The 14,116-nt window shown below is 71.1% G+C and carries 10 protein-coding genes; 7 read left to right on the top strand and 3 right to left on the bottom strand.

Features of this window, described 5'->3' with window-relative positions; translation table 11 throughout:
* Positions 1 to 5 precede the first annotated feature (5 nt).
* The 4 genes from ABD810_RS34440 to ABD810_RS34425 all read left to right on the top strand — a co-directional run bounded on the left by ABD810_RS34440 (position 6) and on the right by ABD810_RS34425 (position 6,393).
* The gene (locus ABD810_RS34440; RefSeq protein ID WP_344950655.1) at positions 6 to 2,672 is read left to right on the top strand and encodes a serine/threonine-protein kinase; all 2,667 of its coding nucleotides are present in this window, start codon (positions 6 to 8) and stop codon (positions 2,670 to 2,672) included.
* 15 nt (positions 2,673 to 2,687) lie between these two features.
* Entirely contained in the window at positions 2,688 to 4,100 is a 1,413-nt protein-coding gene (locus ABD810_RS34435) for a class II fumarate hydratase (RefSeq protein WP_344950652.1), read from the top strand.
* 458 nt (positions 4,101 to 4,558) lie between these two features.
* Complete coding sequence (locus ABD810_RS34430; protein WP_344950649.1) at positions 4,559 to 5,758, top strand: sensor histidine kinase; 1,200 nt, start codon at positions 4,559 to 4,561, stop codon at positions 5,756 to 5,758.
* The gene (locus ABD810_RS34425; protein WP_344950646.1) at positions 5,749 to 6,393 is read left to right on the top strand and encodes a response regulator; all 645 of its coding nucleotides are present in this window, start codon (positions 5,749 to 5,751) and stop codon (positions 6,391 to 6,393) included. Before ABD810_RS34430 ends, ABD810_RS34425 begins: the two co-directional genes overlap by 10 nt.
* On the opposite strand, the gene ABD810_RS34420 is transcribed toward ABD810_RS34425, so the two are convergent.
* The 3 genes from ABD810_RS34420 to ABD810_RS34410 all read right to left on the bottom strand — a co-directional run bounded on the left by ABD810_RS34420 (position 6,378) and on the right by ABD810_RS34410 (position 10,873).
* Entirely contained in the window at positions 6,378 to 7,967 is a 1,590-nt protein-coding gene (locus ABD810_RS34420) for a serine hydrolase domain-containing protein (RefSeq protein WP_344950644.1), read from the bottom strand. The genes ABD810_RS34425 and ABD810_RS34420 overlap by 16 nt on opposite strands.
* Before the next feature lie 166 nt (positions 7,968 to 8,133).
* Positions 8,134 to 10,134, bottom strand: a complete 2,001-nt coding sequence (locus ABD810_RS34415) for a glycosyltransferase family 2 protein (protein ID WP_344950641.1) — start codon at positions 10,132 to 10,134, stop codon at positions 8,134 to 8,136.
* Positions 10,135 to 10,255: 121 nt separating this feature from the next.
* Positions 10,256 to 10,873, bottom strand: a complete 618-nt coding sequence (locus ABD810_RS34410) for an aggregation-promoting factor C-terminal-like domain-containing protein (RefSeq protein WP_486387633.1) — start codon at positions 10,871 to 10,873, stop codon at positions 10,256 to 10,258.
* A gap of 501 nt (positions 10,874 to 11,374) precedes the next feature.
* On the opposite strand from ABD810_RS34410, the gene ABD810_RS34405 reads away from it, so the two are divergent.
* From ABD810_RS34405 to ABD810_RS34395, 3 genes are read left to right on the top strand one after another with little or no spacing between them, the layout of a single operon-like run.
* The gene (locus tag ABD810_RS34405; protein WP_248961623.1) at positions 11,375 to 12,049 is read left to right on the top strand and encodes a response regulator transcription factor; all 675 of its coding nucleotides are present in this window, start codon (positions 11,375 to 11,377) and stop codon (positions 12,047 to 12,049) included.
* On the top strand, positions 12,046 to 13,485 hold the full coding sequence (locus tag ABD810_RS34400) for a sensor histidine kinase (RefSeq protein ID WP_344950632.1): 1,440 nt from the start codon (positions 12,046 to 12,048) through the stop codon (positions 13,483 to 13,485). The genes ABD810_RS34405 and ABD810_RS34400 overlap by 4 nt, the downstream gene beginning before the upstream one ends.
* Positions 13,482 to 14,105 (top strand): hypothetical protein, encoded by a 624-nt coding sequence (locus ABD810_RS34395; protein ID WP_344950629.1) that lies wholly within the window; start codon positions 13,482 to 13,484, stop codon positions 14,103 to 14,105. Before ABD810_RS34400 ends, ABD810_RS34395 begins: the two co-directional genes overlap by 4 nt.
* Positions 14,106 to 14,116 lie beyond the last annotated feature (11 nt).

The raw sequence follows: 14,116 nt of genomic DNA, 5'->3' as shown, positions 1-14,116 counted from the left end.
TACACATGCCGGAACAGCAGATGCGGCTGCTCGCCGACAGATATGAGCTGATCGTCCCCCTGGGCCGGGGAACGATGGGCACTGTCTGGCGCGCTCACGACCGCCTCCTCGGCCGTGACGTCGCTGTCAAGGAGATCCGCCAGGACTCGGGGCTGAGCAGGGAGCAACGAGACGAGCTGCGGGAGCGCATGATCCGCGAGGGTCGTACGGCCGCCAAGATCGCCCACCCGTCCGTGGCGACCGTCCACGACGCCATCGTGGTCGACGGCAGCCCGTGGATCATCATGGAGCTGGTCGAGGCCAGGTCACTGGAACAGGTGATCGACGAGGAGGGCCCGCTCCCGCCCCGGCTGGTGGCCGAGATCGGCGTCGATCTGCTGGGAGCGCTGGGCGCCGCCCACGAGCAGGGCGTCCTCCACCGCGACGTCAAGCCCGGCAACGTGCTACTGACCGACACGGGCAGGGTCGTCCTCACCGACTTCGGCATCGCCAAGGCGGCGGGCGACTCCAACCTCACCAAGACCGGGATGGTGATCGGGTCCCCTGGCTACACCGCCCCCGAGCGTGCCCGGGGAGACCACACCGGCCCAGAGTCGGACCTGTGGTCACTCGGCGCGACGCTGTACTTCGCGGTCGAGGGGCGCCCCGCGTACGAGCGCGACTCGGTCAGCGAGACGCTGGCCGCGCTGATGACCGAACAGGCCGACCCCGCCACCCAGGCCGGGCGTCTCCGCCCGGTGCTGGAAGCGCTCCTGGAGAAGGACTACACCAAGCGCCTGACCTACGAGCAGGCCCTCATCCTGCTCCGCAAGGTCGCCAAGACCTCCGCGACCACGCCCACCGCCGGTCCCGGCTCCCAGAAACCCGCCGGTCCTGGACCCGGCTCCCAGAAACCCGCCGTCCCTTCCGCGATCGCCCCCACCCCCACGTCCAGCCCGGCGGGCGCTCCGAAGCCGACGGACGCTCCTGGGCCGATGAACGCACCGAAGCCGGTGGGCGCTCCGACATCGGCGGACGCTGCGAAGCCGGCGGACGTACCGAAGTCGGCGGACGCAGCCAAGTCGGCGGACGCAGCCAAGCCGGCGGACGCAGCGAAGGTGAACGCTGCGAAGCCGGTGAACGCTCCCAGGCCGGCAGACCCTTCGAGGCCGGCGCCCGGGGGGTCCCCCGTGCCGGTCGTGGCCGCCGGTTCAAGCGCGGAACCCTCCGCGAATGACGATTCCGGCCTGGACGGCGACCTCAACCAGACGATGACGATCATCCGGCCCAAGGGCGGGCTGCGCATTCCCGGTGTGCAGACGCCCCCGGCGGCTCCCGGTGGTCAGGTGGACACCCCAGCGGCTCCCCCGGCGACCCCCCGGCCTTCGCCCTCCGCCTCCCGCCCCGCAGCCCCATCGCCCACCGCCCGGCCCGCGGCTTCACCAACCACCGCCCGGCCCACGACTCCCCCAGCCACCGTCCGCCCCGCGACTCCCCCAGCCACCACCCGGCCCGCGACTCCCCCAGCCGCCGCCCGGCCTTCGGCTCCCGCCTCCGCCGCCCGCCCTTCGGCCGCTCCCGCCTCCGCCGCCGCAGGCCGGCCCGCCGACGTCGACGAGGACAGCCAGGCGACCATGGTGGGGCAGCTTCCCCCCATCCCGGCGGTGTCCTCCGCGCATCCGGCGCCCGCTGCCCCGCGCGTGCGGCCGTACGGCGCGACCCAGCCCTCCGCCGTCCCCGCGAACGAGCCCACCCAGGTCGTGCCCAAGCCGGACGAGCGACCGCGCGACCCCGGCAGAGAGCCTTCGGCATCGCGAGGACCTCGGTCGTCACCGGGGCCCCAGGCATCGTCCTCCCCGCCCAGCACGCCTTCCTCCCCGCCTCAGACGCCATCCGGGGCGCCGATGCCAACGGCCGCCCAGGACACGCCGGAGAACGGGCTCGGCACCGACCTGTTCGCCTTCCAGGGCGCGGCCCCGCCCCGGGGCAGCAGTCCGGCAGGCATGATCATCTTGGTGGCCATCGCGCTGCTCGGGCTGGCCGCCATCGTCATGCTCGTCGCCGCCGCGGTCTCGCACAGTGGCCCCACCACCCCCACCGGAGCGGGATCGCCGGCCGGAGTCCGATCAGGGGAGGTCGCCACCGCATCCGACCTCGACCCCAGTGGGAGGTCGACGGGCGACACAGGAGCGAGCGCGACCGCCGACACGGCGCCCCCGCCCGCGGAAGGACTCCGGCGCTACATCGACAAGACCGGCTTCATCATCGATCTCCCCACCCAGTTGCACGGAATCGCGAAGGGGCGCACCGTCGGCTTCAGCGCCCCCGGCGACGTCCGTACGGTGCGGATCAGCCGTTCGGCGGACGGCACCCCCGACGTCCAGGCCGCCGTGAAGACGGCGGAGACACGGGCCATCGGCGCGGGCACGTACCCCGGGTACAAGCTCATCCGCATGGGCGCGACACGTCCGACGCCGTATCCCGGGACGGACGTGGTCGACTGGGAGTTCACCTACACCGGGCCCTCCGGCCCCACCCACGTGCTCTCCCGCTGGGTGGCCGTGCCCGGCGGCGCCAGCTACGCGATCTACTGGTCCACCCCGGAAGCCCGCTGGAAGACCCACCGGCCACAGCTCGGCACGGTCCTGTCCTCATTCCAGCCCGCCCGCGTAGACACATCCGGCGGTTCGTAGCGCAAAACTGGTGTCATGGAGGATTTCCGGATCGAACATGACTCGATGGGCGAAGTACGAGTCCCGGCGTCGGCCAAGTGGCGAGCGCAGACGCAACGGGCGGTGGAGAATTTCCCGGTATCCGGGCGCGGGCTCGAACCGGCCCACATAGCGGCGCTCGGTCTGATCAAGGCCGTGGCCGCTGAGGTGAACGGTGAGCTGGGCGTGCTGGATTCCGACATGGCCGAGGCCATCTCGGAGGCCGCCACCGACGTCGCCGAGGGAGAGTGGAACGACGAGTTCCCGATCGACGTCTTCCAGACCGGGTCGGGCACCTCGTCGAACATGAACGCCAACGAGGTGATCGCCACGCTGGCCGAGAAGCGGCTCGGCCGCCCGGTGCACCCGAACGACCACGTCAACGCGTCGCAGTCGTCGAACGACGTGTTCCCGACGTCGATCCACGTGGCGGCGATGGTCGACGTGGTCTACGAACTGATGCCGGCGCTCGACCATCTCGCGATCGCGCTGCGTCAGAAGGCCGTCGAGTTCGACAAGACGGTGAAGGCCGGACGTACCCACCTGATGGACGCCACGCCGGTGACGCTCGGCCAGGAGTTCGGCGGGTACGCGACGCAGATGGAGAACGGCATCACGCGCCTGCGCTCCGCGATGCCCAGGATGGCCGAGCTGCCCCTGGGCGGCACGGCGGTGGGCACGGGAATCAACACGCCGCCCGGATTCGCCCAGGGGGTGGTCCAGAAGCTCAGGGAGGCCACCGAGCTGCCGTTCACCGAGGCACGCGACCACTTCGAGGCCCAGGGAGCCCGTGACGCGCTCGTGGAGCTCTCCGGCCAGCTCAAAGTGATCGCCGTGTCCCTCAACAAGATCGCCAATGACCTGCGCTGGATGGGGTCGGGCCCGCGCGCCGGCCTGGGCGAGATCAACCTGCCCGACCTGCAGCCAGGTTCCTCGATCATGCCGGGCAAGGTGAACCCGGTCGTCCCCGAGGCGGTCTGCATGGTGGCGGCCCAGGTCATCGGCAACGACGCGGCCGTGACCTTCGCGGGGGCGTCCGGGAGCTTCGAGCTCAACGTGATGATGCCGGTCATGGCGCGGAACGTGCTGGAGTCGATCCGGCTGCTGACCAGCGTGTCGCGGCTGCTCGCCGACCGGTGCGTCCACGGGATCACCGCCAACGGGGAACGGCTGCGCGAGTACGCCGAGTCCTCGCCGTCGATCGTCACGCCCCTGAACCGCCACCTGGGGTACGAGGAGGCGGCCGCGATCGCCAAGCAGGCGCTCAAGGAGCGCAAGACCATCAAGGAGGTGGTCATCGAACGGGGTCACGTGGAGTCCGGCAAACTCACCGAACCTCAGCTCGACGACCTACTGAACGTCCTGGCCATGACCACCCCACCCCGCCCTCCCACACCGCCGCAGGAGTAGCTCCGGCTGCGGTGCCCGCCCCTCCCTGGGGTGCGGGCACCGCACCAGAAAGGACCTCGCCTCCGGCTCGGGCTGTGTTTCAGAAACCCACGCTTCGCCGATCAGCTGACCTGGAAAATGGGCCTCGCCTTCGGCGAGGGCTGTTTTTCCAAGAACCCACGCTTCGCCGATCATCGAGTAATGGTTTTAATTCATCCGAGGGTGAGAGCAGAAGCAGTCAAGGCGCAGCGGCTGCACGTAGCCGGTTCCCCCTGATCTGAGGCCATCCGGAAGGGCCGCAGGCTCAAAAGAACACAGCCCGAGCCGAAGGCGAGGCCCATTGGCCGTCAGGGCAGGAAATAGAATTCACGTTCGTGTCCAGCGATGATGCGGCATCTGGCGCGGTGTCAGGTCCTCGATGGCGCACGTCGCCGACCGCGCGCGGGGGGCGTCGCGTCTGGGGTGTGCTTCTGGGGTTGGTGACCGGTGTCGCGGAGCTGGTTTTCCTCTGTCTCGCGGGCGGCGTGGCCGGGCTGTTGTCGCCATGGCCGCGGGCACGGCTGCGCGTCCAGCGTGCGTCGGCGACGGGTGCGGCGCGATTCGTCGCCATCGAGCGGGCTCGCCTGGCGGGATGGTTCGACCACGGTGTTGCCGGGGGAAACCTGAAGAGCCGTGCCGGGGAGAGGCTGGAGCATGGCGGATACAGGTACCTGGTGCTTCGCGCCGTCGTCGGGGTGCTGGGCGGCTATGTCGCCGCCGGGATCCTGTTCTTCGGCGTGCTCCTGCTGTTCGGCGGGTTGTGGGCTCTGCGGTCGGGACAGTCGGACGCGGTGCCGCTGAGGTTCCCCGGTGTGCATATGGTGAGCGACACCTGGGTGGTCGGCATCGCCGGGGGCATCGCGTCGCTGGCCCTGTTCGGCCCTTGGTGTCTCGTGGTCGTGGCGGCGGAGAGGCGGCTGGCCGCTCACTTCCTCGGCGCGGACACGCGGGAGGCGATGCGGCGGCGGATCACCGAGTTGACCGTCACACGCACGGGGATGGTGCGGGCCATCGACGACGAGCGCCGGCGGATCGAGCGCGACCTGCACGACGGCGTCCAGCAGCGAGGGCTCGCGCTTTCGATGCTGCTCGGCCGCGCGCGTCACACGCCGGACCCCGGGAAGGCCGCGCGGCTGGTGGACGAGGCGTACACCGAGTCGCGGCGGTTGCTCGACGAGCTTCGCAGCGTCGCCTGGCGGATCTATCCGGCGGCCCTGGACGAACTCGGCCTGCGGGACGCGCTGCGAGGCGTGGCGGAGCGGAGCGGAGTACCGGTGAGCATCGATTATCGGCTGGCGGGGCGGCCCGTCAGCGAGGTGGAGACCGCCGTGTACTTCGTGGTCCGCGAGGCCATCACCAACGCCACCAAGCACGCCGCGGCTCGTGAGATCGTGGTGTCCCTGACGGAGGACGAGCGGTCGGTGAACGTGGTGATCTCCGATGACGGCCGGGGCGGAGCCGATCCCTCCGGGGGCGGGCTGTCGGGTCTGGCGCGCCGGGTGCGCGCGCTGGACGGCCGATTCGATGTGCACAGCCCCGCGGGCGGCCCGACACGCGTGACCGCGACGCTCCCGCTGCTCTTGCAGGAGACCGAGCCCTCGGCCCGGCAGGCTCCCGTCTCGGAGCCGCCATGCGGGTGATTCTCGCCGATGACTCGGTCCTGCTGCGCGAAGGGCTGAAGAGGCTGCTGGAGGACGCGGGTCATGAGGTGGCCGCCGGAGTCGGTGACGCCGGGGCGTTGCTGGCCGCCGTGGACGAGCACCGGCCGGACGTCGTGGTCGTGGATGTGCGCATGCCGCCCACCCACACCAGCGAAGGGCTGCGGGCATCGCTGGAGATCCGTGAACGCCGGCCGGACATCGGCGTGCTGGTGCTGTCGCAGTACGTGGAGACCTTCTACGCCGCCAGGCTGCTGTCCACGGCGCCGGAGGGCCTGGGGTACCTCCTGAAGGACCGGGTGACGGAGGTCCCGGAGTTCCTGGCCGCGCTGGAACGGATCCACGCGGGTGGCACCGCCTTCGACCCGGAGGTGGTGCGCCGCCTGCTGGCCCGGACCGCCCACGTGGACCCACTGGCCAGGCTGACCCCGCGCGAGCGCCAGGTTCTGGAGCAGCTGGCACAGGGCCTGGTCAACTCCGCCATCGCCGAGCGGCTGTACGTATCGCAGAGCGCGGTGGAGAAACACGTCAACGCGATCTTCGACAAGCTGGGCCTCGACCGCACCCCCGGCTACAGCCGGCGGGTCCTGGCCATCCTGCGCTACCTGAACGCCTGAGCGTCGCCTTCGGTCCGCGGTCGTACGAGATGGAAGGTGCGGGTCGCGAGCACGGCGATGGTGAGCAGTGTCGCGGTCACCAGCCAGATCATGAAGGTCGGGTAGATGTAGAAGAGCTGGATCCAGGCGATGTCGCGCCCCCTGGAGAGGACCCGGAAGATCGGGGCGGCGGTCGCGCACAGCGCGGCCGGCAGGACGTAGAGCGCGAGCCGTGACGCCGTGCCCCACCGGGAACGGCCGGTACGGCGCACGGCCCACCGTCGTGAGCGCGCGAGCCCGAGCGCGGCCAGGACGAGGGTCACCGCGGTGGCGACCGCAAGCGTCACGTCGATGAGCAGGAAGGGTGACACCGCCGGTGGTGACACCGGCCGCCTGCCCTCGGCCATGGCCACCAGCGCGTCGGCGATGGCGCCCGCGTCGTCGAACGCCAGGCCGGTGCCGGCCATGACCGCGATGCCGTATCCCGTCTCCGGCAGCAGCACCACCTCCGCGGTGGAGGTGAACAGGTCGCCGCCGTGCTTCACGACCGGGGCCCCGTTCGGAGTGCTGCCCAGTGACCAGCCGAGGGCGTAGGAACGGCCGGCACTGGAAGGCGTACGCATCTCCGCGATGCTCCGCGCGGAGACGACGCGGACGCCGCCGAGTCCGCGGCCCTGATCGTTCTGCGCGATCATCCAGTGCGTCAGGTCGGCGGCGCTGCTGATCACACCGCCTGAGCCGTTGCCGAATCCATGCGGCTCGGGGAGCGGCACGGGACGACCGAGGATGTACAGGTGCCCTCGCGCGCTGGGCGGCAGGTCGCGTTCGGTGTCGACCGTGACACTGTGCCGCATCCCGAGCGGCGCGAACACGTGAGCCTTCATGTAGGCGGCGAAGGGCTCTCCGCCGACCACCTCGACCAGCCGTGCCGCGACCTGGAAGTTGGTGTTGTGGTAGCTCCAGTGGGTTCCGGGCGCGGTGGCGAGCCGGGCGGGTCTCAGCCGTGCGACCGCCTCCCGCAGGGAGTCCGGCTGCGGGAGGCTCTTCTCGTGGAACGTCGAGTCGGCCATGCCCGACGTCTGGTTCAGCAGCTGGCGGACCGTGATCGTGGCGGCACGGCCGTCGGCCATCACGAACTCGGGGAGATGGTCGCGCACCGGCGCGTCGAGCCGCACCTTCCCCTTCTCCACGAGCTGCATGACCGCCAGCGCGGTGAAGGACTTGCTCACGGAGGCCACGGCCATGGGGGTGTCCGCCGTGACGCGCTCTCCGGAGGGTGCGCGGCCGTACCCGGCGGCGTGGACGATCCGCTCACCCTTGGTGACGGCCACGGCGACCCCGGGGAGGCCGGTCGCGCGGCGGTACTGCTCCACGAACCGGTCGACGGACGCGGGGGTGAGCTCGTCGTCCCGCACGTCCCCGAAACCCGGCGGTGCCGAGGCGAGCGTCACGACAAGCAGGAGGAGCGGGACGGCGAAGACGCGGCGCGGCGGCGCGAGTCGCTGAACGCCGCGCACTCGGCGCGGGAGAGCGCGGAGGACCGCCGAGAGGCGGCCCCGCCGGAGAGGGATGCCGGTGTTCCTGAGGTGGACCATCACCTGAAGCTAGGCAGGCGGCCCCGCCGCCACCATTGCGATATCCCGTACTCCACCCTGCGGAAAACCCCAGGATGAGGCATTCAAGTCGCCCTCGCACGCCCGGGTGCTCGCGCTGAGGGCCGGCCGCAGGTGCTCAGGGGTGGAGCGCCGAAGGGAAGACCTCTCAGTCCGGAGGCGGGGAGGGGAGGTAGCGCTGCTGGAGGGCTTGGGCCAGGCGCAGGGCGTATTTGCCGCCGGGCGTGTGGGACATCAGCTTGCCCAGCGTCGAGCGGCGGACCGCGAGGGTGCCCGGCTCGCCGCCGGCCTGGATCCTGGCCCGTCCCCCGCTGCCGATCTCCAGGACGAACCGCAGGTCGGTCTCCTTGCCGTCGACCCTGAGCTGGGGCGCCCACAGCCCGCGTCCCAGGCAGCCGTCGCCGGGGAACCGGCGGACCGGGACCTTGGCGACGAGCTGGCCCGGGAAGCGGCCGGGGACCCCCGGCTCGACGAGCGCGGGAACGGTGATGACCCGTCCCCGGCTGGCGATCTGCCGCAGCACCATCTCCGCCGCCGGCCCGCCGCTCGGCGGGACGTACGGGACCGGCAGGACGACGAACACGTGCCCCTCCCGGTGGGTGACCGACGCTCCGGGGGAGACGAGCAGGATCGACTCGGAGAACGACCGGGGCTCGACGCACACGCTGAGTTCCCGCCTGTCCGACCAGCAGGGGATGACCAGCCTGCGCGGTTGCCCGGCGAGCACGCCGACGCAGCTCAGCTGGGCACCACGGTGTCCCGCGACGCGGGTTCTGGCCTGGTGGGCACCGCCGTACATGCGCACGTGCACCTCCCACTCGCCCGAGCGCAGGGGACGTCCGAGGGCGGCGGTGTCGACGTCGAGCCGGGCCCGGCCCACCGCCCAGACGCGCACCCTGTCGCCTTCCTGGGATCGGCAGACCTCGCCTGCCACCGGGATGAAGAAGATCAGCCCGTAGTCGACGTGGCGGATGTAGATCTCCATCCGGGCTCGGGCCACGGCCTCGGTCACGTCGGCCACCTGCGGCGGCAGGGTGAGATCGCCGAGCGGCGGCGTCCAGAACAGGCGGTCGCCGTCGGCCCTGAAGGTCATGGGCGCCCCCTGACCGTCGACGATCTCCACCGCGAGGTCGAGGATCAGGCTGCCGTCCTCCCAGCGCACATCACGGAGCTCCGCGTGCACTGACGTACCCCGGGACGCCTCGCTGAGGGCCACCAGGCGCCCCAGTTCGCCGGATCTGACCAGAACCGCCCGGGCGCCAAGATGGACCGGCAGATGGCGATCCAGCTCCTCGGGGAATCGCTCCCGGGTCAGCTCGCGAAGCTCGGCGAACATGGCGGCGCGCTGGTCCGGGCGCGCGGACAGCAGGCGGCGCCCGCCCAGCATGCGCAGCACGCCGGTGCGGAACCAGTGGGCGTACAGCTGGTCCCGCTGCTCCCCCGGGCCGCTGTGGGCGTCGATGACGTCGAGCACGGCTCGGATCCCGGCGGCGTGGGCGCTCGGATCCACCGGGCCGTCGGGTTCGGGGCCCAGGTGGCAGCACACCTGGTCGGCGAGCACTGCGATGATCTTGGCGGTCAGGTACGCCTTGACGACGAACGCCTGCTCCGACAGCTCGGGCTCGACCTCGGAGAAGCGGATGTCCCGCGTGTCGAGAAAGGCGCGGCGGAAGAGCTTGTGCGCCGTGGGCAGTGCCAGGAGGCGGTCGCGCAGCACGTCGGCGCGTTCCCGGTTGCGGCTGAAGGCCCTGGCCGGCGGGTTGTCGCCGCTGACCAGCCGGCCGATCAGCACGTCGGCGTCGGTCTCCACGGCGGTCCGGTACATCATCTCGAGCGCCACGCGCTCCAGCCGGTCACGCTGACCCAGCAGGTAGACGTACTCGCCCTTGGCCACGGCGAGGCCCACGTTGCGGCCACGCGCCGGCGAGCCGGTGTGCTCCAGGTGCAGGACCCTGACGTTCGGCCGGACGGCCGCGACGGCGTCGAGGCGTTCCCTCGTGCCGTCCCCGGACCTGTCGTCCGCGAAGATCACTTCGTACTCGTCCGACGGCATGGACTGCTCCAGGAGCGAACGTACGCACGCGTCGAACGCGTCATCGTCCGGGCCTGGCTCTGATACCGGCACCACCACGCTGACCTTCACACCCATGTGGGTCAGCGTGCGACGCGCGACGCCGCGACGCCGTCAGGCTTGCCGAAACGTCAAACAACCCTGACTAAGAGTTCGCGCTGTTCAGAGCCGTTCCAGCAGAGACCGACGGCGGGCGCGGTCAGTACCAGCCGACGGACTGCGAGTGGGCCCACGCGCCGCAGGGGGACTTGTAGCGGGCCGCGATGTAGCCGAGACCCCACTTGATCTGGGTCGCGGGGTTGACCTGCCAGTCGCTGCCCGCGCTCGCCATCTTGGGGCCGGGCAGGGCCTGGGGGATGCCGTAGGCGCCGCTGCTGCGGTTCATCGCCCGCTCGTTCCAGTTGCTTTCCTTGTCCCAGAGCTTCTCCAGGCAGCCCCACTCGCCGGACCAGCCCCTGGCGGCGGCCATCTTCTGGCCGAGCGCCTTGTTGCTGCCGGGATCAGGCTTGGAGCCGGGCGGGAACGCCTGCGGGCTGAAGCCCCCGCCCCCCGGCGCCTCCTTGACGATCTTCACCGGGTCCCATCCGGGAGCGTTCGCCTGGCGGGCCTTCTTGATGTCGTGCGCCCGCTGGGCCTGGGCCGCGACGGCCTTCAGCGCGTCGGTCTCGGGGTCGGGCGCGAACGGGTCGTTCACCCCGCGCATGAGCTCCTCCAGCGTGAGCGCGCTGGACTTGGCGGCCTCGTTCTCCTGCATGGTCTTGACCGTGAAGACACCCAGGGCCGCGACCACCGCGAGGGACAGGCCGATGACCATGATCCGCTTGGGGGTCAGCCGTGAACCGCGTGGTGGCCGTTGCCGGGCACGGCCACGCGGCGGCTTGACGTAATCGTCGTCCCGCCTGCTTCGCCTATCCCGTAACTGCTGACCTGAGCTCACGGCCTATGAGCTTGCCTTGACATGGGGGGTGGTTCGCAACCCAAACGTGGAAGTTATTTGACGGTTACCTGACCTAACCCATCAGTAACGTGCGCTTTTCCGGTCAGATGTGACTTTCGCCACACTCGCGATCCGCGGTCCGCCCTCCGGACCCCCGCGCCGGAGGGCGGCGGAGCGGCGAACCGCCCTGGAGGTGCGTCCGCGGGCAGAGCGCGGATCCCCCCGACCGTCCAGGCGGACATGACCTGAAGGGCGGCATGGGACTCGTGATCGGGCGCGGACCACCTCAAGGCTCCATAGCTACTATCGGGTTCGGGTCGGCGCCAGGTCACAGTTCTGTGACACAGAAGGGGATATCGGACTTTAAGCCATAATGTGCGGGTGGCCGGCATCCTGCTCGTTGAAGACGACCCCTCAGTTCGGACGGGGCTGGAGCTGGCGCTCACGCGGCAAGGTCACTCCGTCACCGCGTACGCGACCGGCGAGGAAGCCCTCGACCATGTGCGTGCCCGCCGTCCCGAAATCGTCATCCTCGACGTGATGTTGCCCGGGATCGACGGTGTGGAGGTGTGCCGCCGCATCCGCAGGCTCGACTCGCTGCCGATCATCCTGCTCACCGCGCGGGGCGACGACCTCGACATGGTGGTCGGGCTGGAGGCGGGCGCGGACGACTACGTGGTCAAGCCCGTGGAGCCGCGCGTCCTCGACGCCCGCATCCGGGCGGTGCTGCGCCGCCTGGAGTCGGCCTCCGCGGACCGCATCAGCTTCGGCGACCTGGTGGTCGACCGGGGAGCGCTGAAGGTGACCCTGGCCAACCGGGAGATCCACCTCACCCCGACCGAACTGCGCCTGCTGCTCGAACTGGTCCGCCACCCGGGGCAGGTGCTCAACCGCCGTTACCTGTTGCGCGCGGTCTGGGACCACAACCACGTGGCCGACTCCCGCCTGGTGGACGCCTGTGTGCAGCGCATCCGGGCCAAGATCGAGCCTGTCCCGGCCGAGCCGGTGTTCATCCACACGGTGCGCGGGTTCGGGTACCGCTTCAGCCCGCCATGAACATCGGCCGCCGTCGTCCCACCGGACTGCGCGGCCGGCTCGTCGTCACCTTCGTCCTCGTCGCGGTGACCGCCTCGGCCCTGGTCGCGGGCATCGGCTTCCAGCTCGTCCGCCGCGCGCTGCTGGACAGGGCGGAGAACGGCGCCGTCGTCGACGTACGGGACGTCCTCGAGCGGATCTCGCTGCCCATCGGCACCAGCGACCTGCTCTGGCCGACCGACTCGGTGGTCACCGAGAGCGACCTCAACGACCTCGCCGAATCGCTGGGCGGGCCGGACCGCCAGGTGATCCTGCGGTACGGCGACCAGGAGCGGCTGAGCACCGGCACGAGCCTCGGGCTCGCCGACGTCCCGGCCGAGGTCCGCAGGCAGGCCGCGTCGCGCATGGTCCGCGAGCGGCTGCTGATCCGGGACGACCCCTGGCTGCTGATCGGCACCCAGGTCCACCGGCTGACCCGTACCGGGGCGGTCAGGCCGACCGGCATGACGGTCTTCGTGTTCGTCTCCCTGAAGGAAGAGGACGGGGTCCTCGCACGGCTGCGCACCGCCCTGGCCCAGGCAGGGGGGATCACGCTGGCGGTCGCGCTCACCGTCGCGCTGGTGTCCGCGCGGAGCGTCCTGCTGCCCGTACGCCGACTCGGCGACGCCGCCCGGGCGCTGGGCGCCGGGCGCCTGGACACGCGCCTGCCCGTGCACGGCAGGGACGAGCTCGCCGGGCTGACCGCGACGTTCAACGACACCGCCTCCGCCCTGGAGCAGACGGTGTCGGAGCTGCGCGCCCTGGAGGCGATGTCCCGGCGGTTCGTGGCTGACGTCTCGCACGAGCTGCGCACTCCCCTGACGGCGATGACCGCGGTGACCGACATGCTGACCGAGGAGGCCGAGCGCCTGCCTCCGGACGCCGGCAAGGCGGTCGACCTCGTGGTGCGCGAGATCAACCGGTTGAGGATCCTGGTGGAGCATCTCATCGAGGCCAGCAGGCTCGACTCGGGCGCCGCCGTGCTGAGCAGGGAGAACGTCGACGTCGGCGTCGCACTGGCCGACTGCCTGGAGATACGGGGATGGACCGGGCGTGTACGCCTGGACGTCCCGCGCGGGCTGTCGTTCTCGCTCGACCCCCGGCGCTTCGACGTCATCGTCGCCAATCTGATGGGCAATGCGCTGTACCACGGCGCGTCCCCGGTGACGGTGACCGCGCGCGCCCTCCGCAGCGGCTTGGAGGTGAAGGTGCGCGACCGGGGAAAGGGAATCCCCCAGGAGGCGCTGCCGCACGTCTTCGAGCGCTTCTACAAGGTCGGCGCGGGGCGGGCGCGCAGCGAGGGAAGCGGGCTCGGCCTCGCGATCGCCCGGGCCAACGCCGAACTGCACGGCGGCACGATCCAGGTCGAGCTCTGCGACCCCGGCACCCAGTTCACCGTCTGGATACCGCACCCATGAGGCCTCCCAGACGCGCCCTGCGGGCCGTGGATCGACGAGGCCGAGCCCCCGGCCCCACGAGTACGGCCCGGCGCGCCCGCCGCCTCGTCGTACCGGCCCTGCTGCTGACCATGGCCGGTACGACGGCGTGCGGCGTCGATGCGACGGACGTGGTCGACGCCGGACCCGCCCCGGTGGTCAGCGCACGGGGGGCGGCGGCGAGCGTGTACCTGCTCCGCGACGGGCGGCTCGCGCCCAAGAACGTCGCCACCGCCTCGGCGGCGGCCCAGGACGTCATCACCGCACTGTTCGAGGTGGGGAAGCGGCCGGGGGACGGTTTCGGGTCGGCCCTGAGAGGGTTCCGGCTGGAACAGACCGTCCTTGGGCGGTACGGGGTCGACAGCGGCGTGCGAAACGACCCGGAGAACCCGGTCGGCCTGCGGCTGCACGTGATCGTGAACGGACCGGGAAGGCTCGGCAGAACGGCGATGGCCCAGATCACCTGCACAGCGCGGCTGCGCGAGGAGATCTGGGCCGTGAAGATCACTCAGACGACGGCCAAGGGGCCGATGGCGCTGGGCGAGCACACCTGCCGCGAGTACCACGACCTCGCGGTCGCCGGCGTGAACCTCCCACCCTGATCAAGATCCGG

Source organism: Sphaerisporangium flaviroseum (assembly GCF_039537005.1).
Classification (GTDB): Bacteria; Actinomycetota; Actinomycetes; order Streptosporangiales; family Streptosporangiaceae; genus Sphaerisporangium; species Sphaerisporangium flaviroseum.
This window is presented reverse-complemented; position numbering and strand designations above follow the sequence as displayed.